This is a genomic window from uncultured Hymenobacter sp., from assembly GCF_964242765.1.
Lineage (GTDB): Bacteria > Bacteroidota > Bacteroidia > Cytophagales > Hymenobacteraceae > Hymenobacter.
On sequence record NZ_CAXTBM010000045.1, the window covers coordinates 17,909 to 34,433 of the forward strand.

Sequence of the window (16,525 nt, forward strand, 5' to 3'; positions counted from 1 at the left end):
AATCAATAGTGAGCGGAGGCAAACACAAGCGCAGGCAAGCTCAGGCCGTGAAGTGCTGCATATTTTCCAGCACCACCTGCCCGTCGAGCAGCCGCACGACGCGGTGGGCGTAGCGGGCGTCGTGCTCGGAGTGCGTGACCATGATGATGGTGGTGCCCGCTTCGTTTAGCTCCGTAAGTAGTTCCATTACCTCATTGCCATTGCGAGAATCGAGGTTGCCGGTTGGTTCGTCGGCCAGAATCAGGCGGGGGCTGTTCACCACGGCCCGGGCCACGGCCACGCGCTGCTGCTGGCCGCCGGAGAGCTGCTGCGGAAAGTGGTTGCGGCGGTGCATGATCTGCATCTTCTCCAGCACCTGCTCCACCTTCTGTTTGCGCTCGGCGGCACCTACGCCTAGGTACAGCAGGGGCAGCTCCACGTTCTCGGCCACCGTCAGCTCCTCAATCAGGTTGAAACTCTGGAACACGAACCCGATGTGCTGCTTGCGCAGCTGGGCCCGGCGGCGTTCCGTGAACTGCGCCACTTCCACGCCTGCAAACTGGAAACTGCCGCCATCGGGCTCATCCAGCAGCCCCACGATGTTGAGCAGCGTGGATTTGCCGCAACCCGAAGGCCCCATGATGGCCACAAATTCGCCCTCGTTCACCACCAGCGACACGTCGTTCAGGGCTTTGGTCTGCACTTCTTCGGTGCGGTAAATCTTCTCGAGTTTTTCGATTTTGATCATGGAAGTAAGAGTAGGAGAGAGGAAGGAAGGCAAACCCTAGGTATCTGAACTCGAAAAAGACCATCATGCCGCGCCGGGCTGAAGCAGGACACCCTGGAGTTGCAGCCCGCAGGTGACATCCGAAACCAGCACTCACCTCTGCCATCGGACGTGCTTAGCCCCCGAACGTTGGCCGGACAGCCCTGGCATGATGGCTTTTTCTGATTGTTTCAAAACGAACTATTCCTGTTTGGCGGTCAGCGTTAGCTCGCCCATGTTGTCGTAGCCTTCGTAGCTGGACGTTACCACCCGGTCGCCGGGCTTGAGGCCATCCAGTACTTCGTAATAATCCGGGTTCTGGCGGCCCAGCCGGATGTCGGCTTTGTAGGCCTTGGTGCCGTTTTCACTGACTTTGAATATCCAGTTGCCGCCGGTTTTCTGGTTGAAGCCCCCGCGAGGCACGCGCACAGCCTGCGTCTGGTCGCTCAGTGCCAGGCGCACCGGCACCGACTGGCCACGGCGGATATCGGGCGGGGTCGGACCCGTGAATTCCAGGTCCACTTGCAGGCCCCGCGTAACCTGCGGGAAGATTTTCGTCACGCTGAGCGGATAGCGTTTGCCGTTCAAGGCTATTTCGGCTTTTTGGCCGGGAAAAATGCGCGAAATGTAGTACTGATCGACGGTGGCGCGCACCTTCAGGCCCGACAGCATATCCAGCTGGCCGATGCGCTGTCCGCGGGTCTTCAGTTCCCCAATCTCGGCGTTGAGCGACGTAATACGCCCGGCTGCGGGCGCCTTAATGGTCAGGTCGTCGAGCTTGTGGCGCATCAGGGCTAGATTGCTTTGCATGCGCCCTACCGACTGCTGCATCTGGTCGATTTGTTGGCGCATGGTCACCGAATCTTGCCGCAGAGCTTGGCGTGTGAGCAGTTGCCGCCGCTTCTGATACTGGTAGTTGTTTTGGGTTTGCAAGAAGTCTTGCTTGGAAATCACCTTCTGCTCGTACAGCGTTTGGTTGAGGTCGAACAGGCGTTTGGCTTCTTGCAGCTGGTGGTCGATGTCGGCTAGTTGGTTGAGCTGCTGAATACGGTTTTGCTGGAGCAGGTTGCGCGTGTTGTGCAGGTTGTTCATCAGGTCGAACACCGCCGTTTCGCGGTTCACCATTTCCAGTTGCAAGTCGGTGTTAGCCAGTTGAATGATGGGCTGGCCGGGTTGCAGCGTAGCGCCATCTTCCACCAGAATGCGCTGCACACTGCCCCCTTCCGGGGCGTCGAGGTAGATGGTCTTAATGGGCATCACGGCCCCATCTACCGACACGAACTCCTGGAAAGGCCCACGGGTAACTTCGCTGATCGTCAGCCGCTCCGGATCTACGTTCAGCTTGGCAGTCCCGGCGGCGGTCAGTAGGCTAGCCGCTACTAGTGCCAGCAGCAGCACGACGGCTGCCAGCAAGAGCAGCCTGCTTGTAGTCCAGGTTTTCTTTTCAATTGGTACATCCATACGCTTGGCAACGGTTGATGAGCCCACTGAAAAACCGTTGGTAGAGAACACCCGAAGAACGATGCCAGCATGATAAATAGATGATAATTAATAGGTTACAAGTTTAGAATTTTGTTTGCCTTTCAAAACTGTTCGTTTTCGATACACTCTGCTGTTCGCTACTGATACACCTACCCCACCCCAACCACCCGAAAACCTTTGCCAAACCCGCAGAAGCAGCTTTTCAGAAATTAGTACAGTTTGTGATAGGTATTTCAGAGCTTCGCTTCCGGGAGTGAAGCCAACTCCTGTTCGGTTATTGTTGTCCCTTCCATGATCCTGAAAAAAGCGCGTGTTTTGGTGGTTGACGACGAAACGGACGTGCTGTTCGCTATGCGCCTATTGCTGAAAACCGAGGTGCAGGAAGTGGTAACCGAAAAGAATCCGGAGCTACTCATGTCGCTGCTCAGCAAGCAACGCTTCGACGTGATTTTCCTGGATATGAACTACAAAAGCACGTTGGGCAGCGGCAACGAAGGCCTATATTGGCTCGGCCGCATCCGCGAAAAAGACCCCGCCGCTTCCGTCATCATGATTACGGCCCACGGCGAAGTCGGTACGGCGGTGCGCTCCTTGAAAGCCGGCGCCACCGATTTCATCGTTAAGCCCTGGCACAACGCGCAGTTGCTCGAAACCCTCGAAGCGGCTCTGCAACAGCGCACCGCCGTTGGCAAAGCTTCTGCCGCGAGTGGCCCGCCACACCCTCCTGGTTCCTTCACGGGGTTCGATCTGCTAGGAGAGTCGGAGGCGATGCAGGAGGTGTTTCACAAGATCGAGAAGGTAGCTCCCACCGAAGCCAATATTCTGCTGCTGGGCGAAAACGGCACGGGCAAAGAACTGGTCGCAAAGGCCTTGCACCAACGCTCATTCCGCGCCACCAAGCCCTTCGTAACGGCCGACTTAGCGGCCATGAGCGAAGGCGTATTCGAGAGTGAGTTGTTCGGCCACAAGAAAGGCGCCTTCACCGACGCCCGCGAGGACCGCCTGGGCCGGTTCGAAGCGGCGGGGGGCGGCACGCTGTTTCTCGATGAAATCGGCAATATCTCCCTGCCCCAGCAAGCCAAGCTGCTCACCGCCTTGCAAAACCGCCAAGTAATTCCGGTGGGCAGCAACACCCCCGTGCCCGTTGATATCCGGCTGGTGTCGGCTACCAACGCGCCGCTTTACGAGCTAGCTGCTCACAACCAGTTTCGCAAAGACCTGATATACCGCCTCAACACCGTCGAAATCACGCTGCCACCTCTGCGCGTCCGCGGCGATGATGTGCTGCTGCTGGCCCGGCACTTTGCCGCGCTTTATGCTACTCGCAACCGGAAGCCCACGCCAAGCTTCGAGGCGGCTGCCTTGCTCAAGCTGAAGCAGCACAACTGGCCCGGCAACGTGCGCGAACTGCAACACGCGGTGGAGCGGGCCGTTATCCTGGCCGAAAACGACGTGCTGCGCCCTCGAGATTTTCACTTTTCAGCTATGGAAACCGCCGCGGGTGGCAGCGCGCCATCGTCTGTACCGGAGGATGGTCCGCTGCAACTCAGCGAAGTGGAGCGTCACACGATTATGCGCGTCATTGAGCGCCACAACGGCAACATCACCAAAGCCGCCAAAGAACTCGGCCTGACCCGTACCGCCCTCTACCGCCGCCTCGAAAAACATGACCTTTAAGCGGCTGGAAACAGGCATTATGCTACGGCTGCTTGGGCTATTCGGCTTGCTGTGCGCCATTTTGTACGCCTGGCAGCAGGGCCTTTATGCGCTATTATTTGGTGCGGCTGTGCTGTTGAGCTTGGCAGTGTGGGAGCTAGCCCGCTACGTCACGCGCCACACGCAAGCCCTAGCCGATTTCCTGCTGGCCGTCAAGTACCGCGACTTCGCGCAGCATTACAACGAAGCTCACCCCAACCACGCCCTACGGCCGTTGCACGCGGCTTTCAATCAACTCAACGCCACGTTCCGGCAGCTCAGCGCCGAGCGCGAAGCCCAGTTCACCTACTTGCAAACCGTGTTGCAGCTCATCGATACCGGCATTATCTCCTACGACACCGAGGGCCAAGTGGAGTGGGTGAACGAGGCCTTTAAGCAAACGTTGGAACTGCCTTACCTGAAAAACGTTCAAACTCTGCAAAAGCGCTTGCCAGCGCTCTACGAGGCCATTCAGCAACTACGGCCCGGCACACCCGCCGTAGTAAAGCTGACAGTTGGTTCCCAATCCATGCAACTCTTGCTGTCGGCTACGTCGTTTAGGCTGCAAAGCCGCCAGTTCACGCTGATAGCATTCAAGAACGTGGGCGACACGCTCGACGAAACCGAAACCGCCGCCTGGCAGAAGCTGCTGCGCGTGATGACCCACGAAATCATGAACTCGGTAGCACCCATTGCCTCGCTAGCCGATACTCTGCGCCGGCACCTGCGCCGCGAACTACAGCAAGTGCCCCAGCCCGCGCACCCCGACCAAGCCCTGCTCGACGACGTTGCCGAAGGCATGGCCATCATTCAGGACCGCAGCGAGGGCCTGCTCCGGTTCGCCCAAGTCTACCGCGACCTGAGCACCATCAACGCCCCGCTTTTAACCACTGTGTACGTGCAGGAGCTGTTCAATAGCATCCGCCGGCTGATGACTCCGCAGCTACAGCAAGACAATGTCGAACTGCTGACAGCCGTGGAACCCGCCGATTTGCAGCTACAAGCCGATAGCCGACTCATGGAGCAGGTGCTCATCAACCTCATACTTAACGCTGCCTACGCCGTGCGTCTAGGTTCGCACCCGCGCATTAAGCTGCGAGCCCGCCAAGTGGAATCCGGCCGCGTGCTGATGGAAGTAGTTGATAATGGCAGCGGCATCCCGGCAGAGTTATTCGACAGCATCTTTATTCCCTTCTTTACCACCCGCAAAAATGGTACGGGCATCGGGTTAAGCTTGGTGAAGCAGATAATGCACCTGCACAAAGGCAGCGTCAAAGTGCAGTCGACCGAGGGGGAAGGCACGGTTTTTCGGTTGGAATTTTAAGTTGTTAAAAAGCCATGTCGAACTGCGGAACATTTCAGTCGGCGGTGACGAATGCCACCGGAATGCGCACCAAGAACAGGAGCACGGTGATGCCAACGCCCAGCGCTATCAGGTAACCATTATCGAGTATGAACGACATGCCTACCTATATAAAGAAGAACGTACGCAGCAGGAACACGATTTCCAAGAAAAAATCATTCTCCAAGGCAGTCAGTTCTACGTGATGGCTAGGCAAGTAGCGCCGCAGCTCACCGGGGTGCAGCAGGACGTTGCTGAGCGTGATGCTGGAAAATAGCACGGCAATTGGCCCGCTAAAGCCCAGCATTTCCATCAGATCCTAAAGAATAAATACGAAGTCGGGCGTAGAAAACCGAGTTTTGAGCAGCGTAGGCACCCGGTTCATGAGCACCGACCACAAGTAGCCGCTGCCTACTCCCGCCAGCACAGCCATTGCCCTACGACCAAGCGTCGTGATGATGAAGTTGAGTGTAGTCAGACCCAGTGTACCCTGTAGCGCTGACCGCGCTTGATCTAAGCGCACTTCCAGCCACTTTCAAAGAGAATGAATACGAGCACCAGATTGGGAAATACCCAGCCTGCCCCAAGTAGAGCGACGATTACTTATTTATGGCGTACTTCATCATGTAAGTGAAGCAGTTGCTGCCTACCGGGTGCCAGCCGGAAAATGTGCTGCGCACTGCTTATCCATCTTGGCTCTGGCCTTTGCGGGTGCTTCCTTTGCCGCTGGGCGCATTCAGGCCGGTGCCGCTTTCCATGTCGCCTGCTACCCGATCTTTCATGTTTTCATCTGCCGCTATATGCGGCTGGCTAGCCTGGCCCGACAAGCCGCTACGCACCGAACGGTCGTGGTCGATGGAACCGGCGTGCTGCGCCTGCTCCGATGATTGGTTGCTGATCTTGGGATTGGCGTTTGGTCCAGCCTTGGGGTCGTGTTGGCTGCGTTTTCCAGATTGCTTAGACATAATCGCAGGTGATAAAGGTGGTGGAAAAGCGGCCGATAAGCGGCCGAACCGGTAGCTGACCTTAGCAGAACTTACTAAAGCGAGCCGATTATTGGTACGCCGTTCCTCAACCTCAGTTGCACGAATAGCCGGGAAAATAATTGCGCCGTTTCTTGTGTTACCTGTTGCTGTTCAGCTATATGAGCGCTAATCTTAGCGGTGCCATAGCAGACCTCGAAAGCAAAACAGCCCGTTAGACGTATGTCTAGCGGGCTGTTTTACAGTGAGCGAGAAACGAGGCTCGAACTCGCGACCCTCAGCTTGGGAAGCTGATGCTCTACCAACTGAGCTACTCTCGCAGGATTTGGTGAAACAAAAATACGTTGCGGAAATCAATTTGCAACGCTTAAAGGTTTGTAGATGACAGTTCTTTCCGTACTAGGGAATTCAGCAGCCCGTTTACTAGTTTAAACTTGTCGGCGTATAAGAACCGGCTGCTTTGCTCATCAATTTTGTTTCTATGGCTCCGCTTCCTCCCGTTACACGCCGTCTCGTGGGTCGGTTGAATATGTTGGCTGGTTTTATGCTGCTTGTAGCGTTGGCACTGCGCATCGGCATAACCTACTATCTGTACCAGCAAACTGGTATGGCTGCGCTCTACAACCGGGAGTTGGTGTTCAGTTTGCTGCTGTTGGTTGGCGGGGTGTTGCTGCTGCGCTTTGGATGGAGCATGGCCCGGCGTAGCAGAGTGTAGTCGAATAACTACTCACCGCTGCAAACGCAGTGCTGGGCGCGATTGGATCCGCCGTCCTACGTAGATTTGCATCATATGTCATCTCCGCTCCTTATCACCATTGCCCGTCAGAATGCGGCTACAGCAGCTCAACTCGCTGCGTTAGGTCACCAAACCTTTCAAGATACATTTGCCGCCGATAACCGCCCGGAAGATATGGCGGCTTATTTGGCCGCTAACTTTAGTTTAGACAAGCAATTGGCTGAGCTGGAGGAGGCGGATACCGTGTTTCTGCTGGCTCGAATGCAGCAGGAGTTGGTGGGATATGCCAAGCTGCGCTTCAAGTCTTTGCTAGGTTTGGAACCTGGCAAAGCGCCCGACCAACGCGTCGAAATTGAGCGGCTGTATGTGCGGGGAGATTGGATAGGTACCGGTTTGGGGGCTTCCTTGATACGGCGGGTTATTGAAGAGGCCCGGCAGAAGGCGTGCCGCTCGGTGGTGCTTGGCGTGTGGGAAAAGAACAGTCGAGCTATTGAATTTTATCGTCGCTTTGGGTTCAAGGTTATTGGGCAGCACGAATTCATGCTTGGCGCTGATAAACAGACTGATCTAATTATGCGGAAGGGGTTATAAGACAAGCTGCGCTGCCAAAGCCGGCGTGGGTGCAAGACCAAGTTTGACTTCTGGTTTACCTTTGTGTTGCATCATCCTGCCCATTGCGTGAGAAATACTCGTTCCGTTTTTGTTTCCTCTTGGCGCCGCCGGGCCGTATGGTGGTCGGTGGTGGTTTCGCTGCTGTCGAGTTGCTCTCTTGATTCAAGCCAGCAGGCGGTGGTAGCACTGCCTACGGGCCACTATGAAGGATCAATCAGCTACCAGGGTACGGAACTGCTGGCGGTGTTGGATCTGCGGGAAAGCAAACCCGGCCAATTAGAGGCCGATCTGCATTTCCCGCAACTAGAAGGACTCGACTTTGCGGCGGCTAATCTTAGCTATACCGAACCGCAGCTTCGTTTCGAAGAACCCGTTCAGCCAGGTGGCATTCAGATTACTGCCATCCGCGAAGGTGATTTTCTGCGTGGCGTGTTTACGCTGGACAGTGCCAGAGTTGACTTTGTATGGGTGCGGCGTGGGCAGCCGGAGCCGCGCCCTTACCAGGAAAAACAGTTGCCAACGCTGGCGGCGCTAGCTGCGCCACCTCTTACCGTGCTACTTCCCAACGATACAGCCTCTCAGCACGCGGCTATAGCGCTTTTTGCAGATTCCACCCACCTAGCTGCCGCCACTGCCCGAGCAAATCAATTAACCCGGCAGGGCTTTATAACTACTGTCGTGCCAGTAAATCTGGCGGCCGAACTGCCTGACTCCGCTACGCTCCGTTCGGCCACTGCCGTGCTCTTAGCCTTGCGGCATGCGCCGACTACCGATACCACGCAAATCGGACTTTGGGCCTACGGTGCCGTGGCCGCCGCCGTAGCACCCGCCGCCAGTGTAGTTGCGCCACCAGCGACTTTTGTGGTGCTGGAAAATGTGCCAGTAGCTTCGCTTCAGCAAGCCAAGCCGTTCCAGGCGCTTACCCGGCAGCGGGTGCCGGTATTGGGACTGTATGCTGCTGCCGACACCTCATTGAACGTGAAAGAAAGCACCCGCCGACTACGCAATGCGTTAGGCTCTCGACGTAATACCCTACTTCGGACATTTCCGAAGGCGGATGCCAACTTTCGAGTGCCTGGGGGCTTAACGGAAGACGGGAAATGGATTTGGCCCCGGCCAGCCCCTGGCTACGTAAAAGCGGTGCAAGAGTGGCGTAAATAAACTCAAGCTTCTCTACAAAAATTTCCTGCTGGTGGTTTCCGAGAAACAGCCTAAAATGACTGTGGCAGCAAAGTATGCCTACGCACTATCAATAAGCTATTGTGGTAGCAAAGCGCAGACACTGCTGTGCTGCTACAAAATTAGAAGCCCCTTTTCCCGCAACAACTGCCACGACGGTGACTCCAGGAACTGCTGGAAAGACTGCCCGGCCGGGAATGTGCGGGCGGCATCTTTCAGTGGAAGCTTGGTGTCGTAGTCTTGCGTTAGGGTCGTAAGCAACTCTTGCAGCCACGAGCCAAGCGCGGTTGGTACGGTCAGCTCAAAGTCTTCGGCCTGCTCAAAAAACGTAAGCACGGCACGCGGGCCTTTCTTACCGGATTCTTGCCGAAGGTCAGGGGCGTTGCCCAACCAGAATAGTCGCTGATTCTGCTTGGCAGCATCGGGCTTGCTGGGTTCTTGCAGAGCCTGCTGGATGAGTTGGCGCGGAACCACGGTTTTGGGTACCCGGAAGTCGAACCAGAAACTCAGTGGTTCTTGCAGGGCCACACCGTGCAGGTAGTTGTAAAGAGCTTTGGCCAAACCTGGCCCAAACTGCTCGTGGTCGGTGCCGGTGGGGTCGTCGTGCCACAGGTCGTTCCAGGCGAAAGAACCCGGCTCGGGACCGGTGGGCACTACGTGGTATTTCGCGGGATTTTTGCCTACCGGCGAATGGGCCGTCATCGAGAAGCGGTGCCAGTAGCCGCTTTGCACGATACCGGCCGCAAACAACTGCCGCACCACTTCCAGGCTATCCACGGTTTCTTGGGCGGTTTGGGTGGGGAAGCCATACATCAGGTAAGCATGCACCATAATGCCCGCCTGCGTGAAGCCATCCGTCACGCGGGCTACCTGCGCAATCGTGACGCCTTTTTCCATTAAAGCCAACAGCCTATCCGACGCTACTTCCAGCCCGCCCGATACGGCGATGCAGCCCGAGGCGGCTAGCAGCCTACACAAGTCGGGAGTAAAGGTTTTCTCGAAGCGAATGTTGCCCCACCACGTAATACTGATTCGGCGCTTCAGCAACTCGATAGCTAAGTCGCGCAAAGCCAACGGCGGCGCGGCCTCATCCACAAAGTGAAAGCCGGTTTGTCCGGTTTGGGCGATAAGCTGTTCGATACGGTCGACGAGTAGGGTAGCGGGAGCCGTTTCGTAGCGGGAGATGTAGTCCAGCGTCACATCGCAGAACGAGCAGCGTTTCCAATAGCAGCCGTGGGCTACCGTGAGCTTGTTCCAGCGCCCGTCGCTCCAAAGGCGGTGCATGGGGTTGAGTACCTCAATCACCGATAGATATTCGCTCAGCGGCAGATCGGAATAATCTGGCGTGCCCACTTCGGGGTGCGGAATGTCGGGGTGCGGGTAGTTGCTATATTCCACCTCACCGGCTGCGTTGCGCAGAAAAGTACGCTGAAACTGCCCTCGGAGCGGCCCTGAAGGAGCGTCTTGCTGAGCGAGAAAATCTAAAGTTGACGTGCCCTGCGTGTTATCACTGGAATAATAGTTCTGCGTCAGCCCGTGAGATGCTTCGGCAAAACCGACGACAGACGGAGCAGCGTGTTCCTTTTCCTGCTCTATATGGTCTAGCAGCCGCAGCCACGGACCTTCCCCATCGTCGAGCGTTAGGTAGTCGATGTAATCGAAAAAGCGAGGCTCTTGGATCTGGCGAAGCTCGGTATTGGGGTAGCCGCCGCCCATCAGGGTCTTGGTAGCGGGGCTAGTTTCTTTGACGCGGCCAGCTAGTCGTAAGGCGCCGTAGAGGTTGCCGGGGAAAGGCACCGTGAAACCTACCACATCGGGTTGTACGCGGCTCACCAGTTCGTCCAGCAACTCCAACAGCATCTGGTCGAGCAGGTTGGGCGGCGTATGCAGCGCCTCCTGTATGGCGTCGAAAGAGGTGGCCGACATAGCCAGTTTCTCGGCGTAGCGCGAAAAGCCGAACTGCGGCCCTACCGTTTCCTTGATTAAGTCGCCGAGGTCTTCCAAGTACAGCGTAGCCAAGTGGCGGGCTTGGTCGGTAAGGCCCATCGAGCCGAAGGCCGCTTCTAAGTCGGCTATGTTGTCAAACCGGCTGGCTTCGGGCAGGAACCGGCTATGGCAGATACGCGGCGCCAGAGTATTATCCTTGTTTTGGAGGAAGCGGACCACTGGCCCAATGGTACTGAGGTAGCTGCGTTGTAGCCGCAACATTCGGCGGGCGTTGTCGCTCAACTCAAACTGGCCGGCTTCTATTTCGGCGAACGCTCGCCGCAATCCGTTTTCGGAAAACAGCTTCAGCACCAGCTCTAGTCCCAAATCAGCTTGCGTTACGTTGCGGTAGCCGCGTCCACCCAAGAAGCCCTTCAAGTAGGCCGTGGCCGGATAGGGCGTGTTTAGCTGCGTAAGCGGCGGCGTAACAAGCAGGATGCGAAGAGAAGAAGTAGGCACGGGAGCACAACAACAAAGCGAACCGCAAAGATACGGTTCGGCAAAACGTCGCTACGCAACAGTCCGTTCCCTCTATAACTAAAGTTACGGATGGCCGCGTAGTCTCTTGCCATTCAACCAATACCGCGCCGCGTAACGGGTGCTAGAGACGCCAGCCGGTCTGGCACCACTACGCGGCGCTAAAACCACCTGATTTCGGTTTTCTACAGACTGTGAGCTACTACGTGGACTTCAGGAAACAGTAGAGATAGTAGGATACTGAAGTAAGGCGGCTTTTATCTTGAAAAGTAACAGCCCGGCCTCCTTAATGGAAGCCGGGCTGTTATACTATAGCTTACTAAAACTTATGCCAGTTGATCGAGCGACATGCGCTTGGGCAGCAAGTCGCGACGGAACTCACTCACGGAGCGGCCCGTAACTTGACGGAACTGATTGCTCAGGTGCTGGCCGCTGCTGTAGCGCATTTGGTCGGCAATTTCGCTGAGCGTCATCTCACCGTAGCTCAACATTTCTTTTACTTGCTCGATTTTCAACCGAATCAAGTATTTCTCGATAGTTAAGTTGGCCGTCCGCGAAAACACCTTGCTCAGATGCGAATAGGTGGCCGCGAAACGATCCGTAAGGAAAGCCGAGGTGGTGAGCGGCATCCGCGCTGTGCGTAGGTGCTCTAGATACTCGGCCAAAGCGGCCTTGATTTGCTCGGTCATTTGTTCGGCCCGGCCCATGAGCACGTCAAAACCAGCTTCACGTAAGATAGGCGCCACAGCAGCAGGGTCGGCAGGAGTATCCTTGTCGAGTTGAGCGTGGCCCAGGGTTACCTCCGTCGGGTGGTAGCCAGCTTGTTCGAGTAAGGTGCGGACGGCTTCCACGCAGCGTGGGCAAACCATGTTCTTAATATGGAGCAGTGTTGTTTTCACGGGTTATGGATTATTTATTATGACCAGATACTGTACGCACAGGCTTACGAACGGTTGCCGAGGAAGAGGCGGTTCGGGGCTTACGGGCAAGCGGGACACTAGTTCTACTGAAATTGTTGCTAAACCAGCGGTTAGCTGCCCAACTTACAAAGGGAACTACCCCCAAAAATGTTATGGACAACAGCCAGAAAAATACGAAAAAAGCACCAGCTACTCGACGGAAAAATTCATCTTCGATGCCAAACAGGAACAGCACCAACAACAGGGCTAATACCAGACTCACAACCGCCAGAATGCCGGCTCGCCGCAGCAATGGTCGGTAGTTGAAGGAAGGAGAAGCAGAACGGCTCATAAGACAACAGCGGAAAGGCAAATATACCGCTTCTAATGCAGGTTGGATTCAATCGGCTGCGCCACCAGTAACGATGCCTTTACTTTAACGTATCATAACTCATACGGAATGTCTTTCCGCCACACCGCTACTACTTTTTTGCCATGAAGTACTCTTTTACGCCCCGCCTACTGGTTGTTGCCGCCCTGCTGACTGCTGCCTCTCTCACTTCCTGCAATACCGGCAGTGACTCGGGTGCCACCAACGTGGAGCGCGACTCTTATAAGGATAATGATTCCGACGATATGCAGGCGTCTGCTTCCGGCAGCGACTCCGCTACCGCTGGCCTCCAGCGCGACACTACCCGGACCCCGAGTAACCGCCAAGTATATGAAGGGGCCGCTGACCGCAAGGACCGCAACAACGACGGCCTTGCCGACTAAGCAAACCCGCTATCTGGTTCAATAAAAAAAGGCCGGCTCCGTGAGGAAGCCGGCCTTTTTTGTGGGGCAAGCACAAGCAATTGCCTGTACTCTACCCTCACAAGAACGCTTAATAGAACAAGAAGCTGTTCGGACCTACACTTACGTTGAACGAATCGATGGGCGCGCCGGTGCTCTGGTACCGAACGACTTTGCCCGCGCCGCTAAAGGAGTTGGACACGCCGCCGTAAATCGTGTTGTCTTGTGGGTCAACTCCCAATCCGTACAAGCTGCGCCGAATGAACGGAGTAGTAGGCAAAGTGGCTTCGTTGATTCCAAGGGCATATACGCCGCCTTGGAACGTGTAGTAGAGTTGGTCTTTGGCGCCGTTGGTCGTTAAGCGGTTGGGCTGGGCTAGGTTTGTTGCCAGTTCCCGAGTAGTGGCCGTAAGCTGCCCCGGCACGATGCTCGATAGGCTGCCTTTGGTGGTCTTGGCATAGTCGACATTGAAGTTGGCATCATAAGCCACCTTGCCGCCGCTCAGCACCCATAGCTTGTTGTTACGGTCCAGCGCCAAGCTGTTCGGCGAGTCGCCTACCGTGATGGTGCCTTCCACTGCGTCGGTGGTGGTATTGATAACCGTTATTGTGTTTTCGCCCCCGTTGGCTACGTATAAGCGGTTGCCTACCACCAGCAGACGTTCTGGTTGCTTGCCCACGGCAAGGAACTTGGTGATGGTATTGGTTTTCAAGTCAATCACCGATACCTGGCCCGCCGCCCCCGAATACGATACAGTCTCGCTTACATATCCCTTGCTAGCGGAAGCTGCTGCAAAATACCGGGGCAATTTCAGGTTGCTAATGGTAGCCAATGACCGGAACGTCCGTAGGTTTACCACTTCCACCTTGTTGCTGTTGTTGACCACGATGTAGCCGGTGCTGTCTTGCGCGGCCATACTCTGTGCCACGTCGCCGAGGGGCCGAGTGTTGACGGTCGAAAACAAGTTTGCATTCAGCAAAGCATTGGTGGCTTTGCTAAAGGAGCTGATTTCCGCGTTTGACCGCAAAAAGTTGCCTTCGTTCACTACGAATACCGTTTTTGTGACGGCAATAGGCTGGGCCGGATTTGGATCGGAGTTGGGGTCGCAGGCCAATAAACTCAGGGTAGCGGCAGTGCCCAATAGCACCCGAGTGGGCGCGCTTGTAAACGCGAAAGATGATTTCATGAGGAAAAGAGAGGATGAAACAAGAAATTCAGAGAAGTTGCCTAGCTGCTAGCGCCAAGCGAGGCGCACACTAACTGCCGCGTAGCGGGGCGGCATGGCCCGGTTCTGGTAGCTTTGGTAGTTGCTATTGGCTAGGTTGAAGGCTTGCGCCAACGCCGTTAGTTTCCAGCTAGAGTGAAGCAGCAGCGTGCGTCCCAGCGTGGCGTTCAGTAGGAAGTAGGACGGCAGAAAATCCGGGCTGGACGCGTCGGTGTAGCGGAAGCTGGTGAAAGTGAGCGTGCTGCTGGCTTCCCAGTGCTGCCAGTGATGGTCCGTGCTAAAGGCGGCCGTGTGCAAGGGCACGTAGGGCAACTGCCGACCCGTAGGATCGGCATCATAAATGGCGCCGCTTACTTTCTCTGACTCGGTGAAATTGTAAGCCAATCGGGCCAAGAGCCGGTACGCACCTGGCTTCCAGGTTAGTTGGCTGCTGGCCTCTACGCCCCGCGCCCGCACTTGCCGAAGATTGCGCGGCGACCAAGTGCCCGTAGTGGAGGGCGTCCACTGCACCCAGTTGTCTACTAGTTGTTGGTGCGCCGTTAGTTCGGTTTGCAGGCTAAGGTGAGCGGCGGCCTTGGTAAAGGTGTGGACGAGGCCAGTTTCGTAGCCAAGCCCAGTTTCAGGCAGCAAGTCGGGGTTGCCACCGGGCCGCCAATACCGCTCATTGAGGGTAGGGGCACGATAGCTGCGCGATGCGCTACCTTTCAGTTGCACGGTCTGGCTCTCGGTTTCGATTAGCTGCCACTGCACGCCGGTAGTAGGAGTGAGGGGCGGCCGGCGGCCAGGTAGTACGGCTTGGCGTAAATTAAGAGAAAGCTGTAGCCGGGGCCAGGGGTCGTAGCGGACCAGGCCGTAACCGGCATAGCGCTGTTCGGTAAGAGGCTCCGAACCGTACCCATCCACTTGTGCGGTGAAATGCTGCGCCTCCGCTCCCAGCCGCACCGACGCATTGGGCGCTACGTTCCAGGTGTGCTCGGCTTGGGCCTGCGTGGTGCGTACCCGTGATTCGCTCAGGCCGTTGGCATCGTCGCGGTAGTTCAGCACGTCTTCAAACCAGGCTCCGCGCACCGCCCATTCGTGCCGGGTAGCTACCAAGCGGTAGCCTGCTGTTAGCCGGCGGCTTTGGTCTCGTTCCTGCGCGTTGCTGTTAGCGGCGCCAATAGCAGGTTGTAAGTGGCGGTCGGCATCGGTTAGCCAAAGCGCGGCCGTCACTTCGCCTCGCTGCCCTACGCGCAGCGTTAAATCCTGCGCTATACTGGCTTGCCAGAGGCTGGCGTTTTCTTGCCGCCGCCGCACCACTCCCCCAATTTCGGGCGAACTATAGAAAAAGTTGTTTTGCGTCTGCCGGTAGAATACGCTGGTGCGCAGGGCCAACTTTTGGTTGCTGAAGCTGCTTTCCACGTTGCCCGCCCGCAGCCCGAAACTGCCGCCTTCCACTTGCACTGCGCCCCGCAGCCCCGCTCCCCACTGCACCGGCGACGACAGCAGAATCGTGCCGCCCACTGCTCCCGAACCGTACAGGCCCGCTGCCGGCCCCGGCTGCACATCTACCCGCGAATTGCCGCTTACGGGCAGCAGCGCAAAATCATTCTGTCCCAGCGTAGGCAGCATAATATTGAAGCCGTTCCAAAGTACGGCCGTATGCTGCGCCGAGGTGCCGCGCATCGTGATGGTACTAAGTTGACCCGGACCGTAGTTTTTCAGATAAAGCGGTGTACGCGCCGACAAAGCCTCCGTCAAAGTGCCGCTACGGTACGGTGCCAGGGCCGTTGAATCCAGCGTGAGGACGCGGCTGCCCACCGCAAACCGGCTCAGCCGAATACCGGGTACTCGCACAGTGGGCAGTTGCTGCACCGAATCGAGGGCAGATAAAGGTGCGCGCTGGGCTACCGCTGCCGGCCCTGCTAGCATACTGCCTACTAATAGGGCCCTGAGCCAGTGGCAGCCTAGTGGTGGCAGAAAAGTAAGCCGCTCACGAAAATCAATCATCGGAACTAAATCTCCAGGTTAGGAAAATTCAGTTCAAAACTTCTGGAACAGTTTTCTTGATAGGAAAACCACGCCGAAGCCGAGGCCGAAAACAGAACAAACTGGCTGCCCGAAAGCCGCCACTGCATTCATTCTCCGCCCTTCCTCCGAAGGCGCTGAACATTGGAAATGCAAAGGCAGGTCTCCTGGCTTGCTTCCGGCGCGCCGCCTTCCCATTTCTCCGGCTTCGTCTGATGTCTGATGAGACGAGAAGCTTTTAACGAAACAGTGGCAGCAGAGGCGCGCCAAACTCGTGAAGCGTACAGTTGCGGGGACAGCTCCGGAATTCAACCGGATTCCCTTTTCAGCCTCGCTCCCCAATCGGAGTCTGGCCACCTTTACAG

16 protein-coding genes, 1 tRNA gene and 1 riboswitch (1 of these 18 only partly in view) are annotated in these 16,525 nt (G+C 56.5%); of the genes, 6 read left to right on the forward strand and 11 right to left on the reverse strand.

Annotated features, from left to right (window positions below; translation table 11 throughout):
• Window positions 1–40: 40 nt before the first annotated feature.
• Together ACFE7X_RS17485 and ACFE7X_RS17490 are read right to left on the reverse strand one after the other, a co-directional pair.
• The gene (locus tag ACFE7X_RS17485; protein ID WP_375436979.1) at window positions 41–727 is read right to left on the reverse strand and encodes an ABC transporter ATP-binding protein; all 687 of its coding nucleotides are present in this window, start codon (window positions 725–727) and stop codon (window positions 41–43) included.
• A 219-nt stretch (window positions 728–946) separates the two neighbouring features.
• A complete protein-coding gene (locus tag ACFE7X_RS17490) occupies window positions 947–2,206 on the reverse strand; it encodes an efflux RND transporter periplasmic adaptor subunit (RefSeq protein WP_375436980.1) in 1,260 nt (419 codons plus the stop codon).
• A 312-nt stretch (window positions 2,207–2,518) separates the two neighbouring features.
• Here ACFE7X_RS17490 and ACFE7X_RS17495 point away from each other — a divergent pair, with 312 nt between their 5' ends.
• Together ACFE7X_RS17495 and ACFE7X_RS17500 are read left to right on the forward strand one after the other, a co-directional pair.
• Window positions 2,519–3,904: a sigma-54-dependent transcriptional regulator gene (locus tag ACFE7X_RS17495; RefSeq protein ID WP_375436981.1), complete on the forward strand. Its 1,386-nt coding sequence runs from the start codon at window positions 2,519–2,521 to the stop codon at window positions 3,902–3,904.
• Window positions 3,894–5,246, forward strand: a complete 1,353-nt coding sequence (locus tag ACFE7X_RS17500) for a PAS domain-containing sensor histidine kinase (RefSeq protein ID WP_375436982.1) — start codon at window positions 3,894–3,896, stop codon at window positions 5,244–5,246. The genes ACFE7X_RS17495 and ACFE7X_RS17500 overlap by 11 nt, the downstream gene beginning before the upstream one ends.
• Window positions 5,247–5,391: 145 nt before the next feature.
• On the opposite strand, the gene ACFE7X_RS17505 is transcribed toward ACFE7X_RS17500, so the two are convergent.
• The 4 genes from ACFE7X_RS17505 to ACFE7X_RS17520 all read right to left on the reverse strand — a co-directional run bounded on the left by ACFE7X_RS17505 (window position 5,392) and on the right by ACFE7X_RS17520 (window position 6,567).
• Complete coding sequence (locus ACFE7X_RS17505; RefSeq protein ID WP_375436983.1) at window positions 5,392–5,577, reverse strand: hypothetical protein; 186 nt, start codon at window positions 5,575–5,577, stop codon at window positions 5,392–5,394.
• 6 nt (window positions 5,578–5,583) lie between these two features.
• Complete coding sequence (locus ACFE7X_RS17510) at window positions 5,584–5,787, reverse strand: hypothetical protein (RefSeq protein ID WP_375436984.1); 204 nt, start codon at window positions 5,785–5,787, stop codon at window positions 5,584–5,586.
• Between the two features lie 160 nt (window positions 5,788–5,947).
• Entirely contained in the window at window positions 5,948–6,229 is a 282-nt protein-coding gene (locus ACFE7X_RS17515) for a hypothetical protein (RefSeq protein ID WP_375436985.1), read from the reverse strand.
• A gap of 265 nt (window positions 6,230–6,494) precedes the next feature.
• A tRNA-Gly gene (locus tag ACFE7X_RS17520) sits at window positions 6,495–6,567 on the reverse strand.
• Between the two features lie 161 nt (window positions 6,568–6,728).
• On the opposite strand from ACFE7X_RS17520, the gene ACFE7X_RS17525 reads away from it, so the two are divergent.
• The 3 genes from ACFE7X_RS17525 (at window position 6,729) to ACFE7X_RS17535 (ending at window position 8,756) form a co-directional block, all read left to right on the forward strand.
• Window positions 6,729–6,962 (forward strand): hypothetical protein, encoded by a 234-nt coding sequence (locus ACFE7X_RS17525; RefSeq protein ID WP_375436986.1) that lies wholly within the window; start codon window positions 6,729–6,731, stop codon window positions 6,960–6,962.
• A gap of 75 nt (window positions 6,963–7,037) precedes the next feature.
• Window positions 7,038–7,574 carry a GNAT family N-acetyltransferase gene (locus tag ACFE7X_RS17530; RefSeq protein WP_375436987.1) on the forward strand — a complete coding sequence of 179 codons (537 nt, stop codon included), beginning with the start codon at window positions 7,038–7,040 and terminating at the stop codon, window positions 7,572–7,574.
• An 87-nt stretch (window positions 7,575–7,661) separates the two neighbouring features.
• A complete protein-coding gene (locus ACFE7X_RS17535; protein ID WP_375436988.1) occupies window positions 7,662–8,756 on the forward strand; it encodes a hypothetical protein in 1,095 nt (364 codons plus the stop codon).
• 132 nt (window positions 8,757–8,888) lie between these two features.
• On the opposite strand, the gene ACFE7X_RS17540 is transcribed toward ACFE7X_RS17535, so the two are convergent.
• The 3 genes from ACFE7X_RS17540 to ACFE7X_RS17550 all read right to left on the reverse strand — a co-directional run bounded on the left by ACFE7X_RS17540 (window position 8,889) and on the right by ACFE7X_RS17550 (window position 12,488).
• On the reverse strand, window positions 8,889–11,219 hold the full coding sequence (locus ACFE7X_RS17540) for a B12-binding domain-containing radical SAM protein (RefSeq protein ID WP_375436989.1): 2,331 nt from the start codon (window positions 11,217–11,219) through the stop codon (window positions 8,889–8,891).
• 344 nt (window positions 11,220–11,563) lie between these two features.
• A complete protein-coding gene (locus tag ACFE7X_RS17545) occupies window positions 11,564–12,136 on the reverse strand; it encodes an AraC family transcriptional regulator (protein WP_375436990.1) in 573 nt (190 codons plus the stop codon).
• A 10-nt stretch (window positions 12,137–12,146) separates the two neighbouring features.
• On the reverse strand, window positions 12,147–12,488 hold the full coding sequence (locus tag ACFE7X_RS17550; RefSeq protein WP_375436991.1) for a hypothetical protein: 342 nt from the start codon (window positions 12,486–12,488) through the stop codon (window positions 12,147–12,149).
• Window positions 12,489–12,631: 143 nt separating this feature from the next.
• Between ACFE7X_RS17550 and ACFE7X_RS17555 the strand changes: the two genes are divergently transcribed.
• Window positions 12,632–12,910, forward strand: coding sequence for a hypothetical protein (locus ACFE7X_RS17555; protein WP_375436992.1), 279 nt, complete (start codon window positions 12,632–12,634; stop codon window positions 12,908–12,910).
• A 109-nt stretch (window positions 12,911–13,019) separates the two neighbouring features.
• On the opposite strand, the gene ACFE7X_RS17560 is transcribed toward ACFE7X_RS17555, so the two are convergent.
• Together ACFE7X_RS17560 and ACFE7X_RS17565 are read right to left on the reverse strand one after the other, a co-directional pair.
• Window positions 13,020–14,114, reverse strand: coding sequence for a DUF5074 domain-containing protein (locus ACFE7X_RS17560; RefSeq protein ID WP_375436993.1), 1,095 nt, complete (start codon window positions 14,112–14,114; stop codon window positions 13,020–13,022).
• 48 nt (window positions 14,115–14,162) lie between these two features.
• On the reverse strand, window positions 14,163–16,142 hold the full coding sequence (locus tag ACFE7X_RS17565) for a TonB-dependent receptor plug domain-containing protein (protein WP_375436994.1): 1,980 nt from the start codon (window positions 16,140–16,142) through the stop codon (window positions 14,163–14,165).
• Window positions 16,143–16,299: 157 nt separating this feature from the next.
• A riboswitch (cobalamin riboswitch) is annotated at window positions 16,300–16,525 on the reverse strand (it continues 11 nt past the right edge of the window).

Excerpts from the sequence above, each read along its gene's own strand:
- ACFE7X_RS17485 (WP_375436979.1), bottom strand. The coding sequence starts at position 727 with ATGATCAAAATCGAAAAACTCGAGAAGATTTACCGCACCGAAGAAGTG.
- ACFE7X_RS17490 (WP_375436980.1), bottom strand. The coding sequence starts at position 2,206 with ATGGATGTACCAATTGAAAAGAAAACCTGGACTACAAGCAGGCTGCTC.
- ACFE7X_RS17495 (WP_375436981.1), top strand. The coding sequence starts at position 2,519 with ATGATCCTGAAAAAAGCGCGTGTTTTGGTGGTTGACGACGAAACGGAC.
- ACFE7X_RS17500 (WP_375436982.1), top strand. The coding sequence starts at position 3,894 with ATGACCTTTAAGCGGCTGGAAACAGGCATTATGCTACGGCTGCTTGGG.
- ACFE7X_RS17505 (WP_375436983.1), bottom strand. The coding sequence starts at position 5,577 with ATGGAAATGCTGGGCTTTAGCGGGCCAATTGCCGTGCTATTTTCCAGC.
- ACFE7X_RS17515 (WP_375436985.1), bottom strand. The coding sequence starts at position 6,229 with ATGTCTAAGCAATCTGGAAAACGCAGCCAACACGACCCCAAGGCTGGA.
- ACFE7X_RS17525 (WP_375436986.1), top strand. The coding sequence starts at position 6,729 with ATGGCTCCGCTTCCTCCCGTTACACGCCGTCTCGTGGGTCGGTTGAAT.
- ACFE7X_RS17530 (WP_375436987.1), top strand. The coding sequence starts at position 7,038 with ATGTCATCTCCGCTCCTTATCACCATTGCCCGTCAGAATGCGGCTACA.
- ACFE7X_RS17550 (WP_375436991.1), bottom strand. The coding sequence starts at position 12,488 with ATGAGCCGTTCTGCTTCTCCTTCCTTCAACTACCGACCATTGCTGCGG.
- ACFE7X_RS17555 (WP_375436992.1), top strand. The coding sequence starts at position 12,632 with ATGAAGTACTCTTTTACGCCCCGCCTACTGGTTGTTGCCGCCCTGCTG.
- ACFE7X_RS17560 (WP_375436993.1), bottom strand. The coding sequence starts at position 14,114 with ATGAAATCATCTTTCGCGTTTACAAGCGCGCCCACTCGGGTGCTATTG.
- ACFE7X_RS17565 (WP_375436994.1), bottom strand. The coding sequence starts at position 16,142 with ATGATTGATTTTCGTGAGCGGCTTACTTTTCTGCCACCACTAGGCTGC.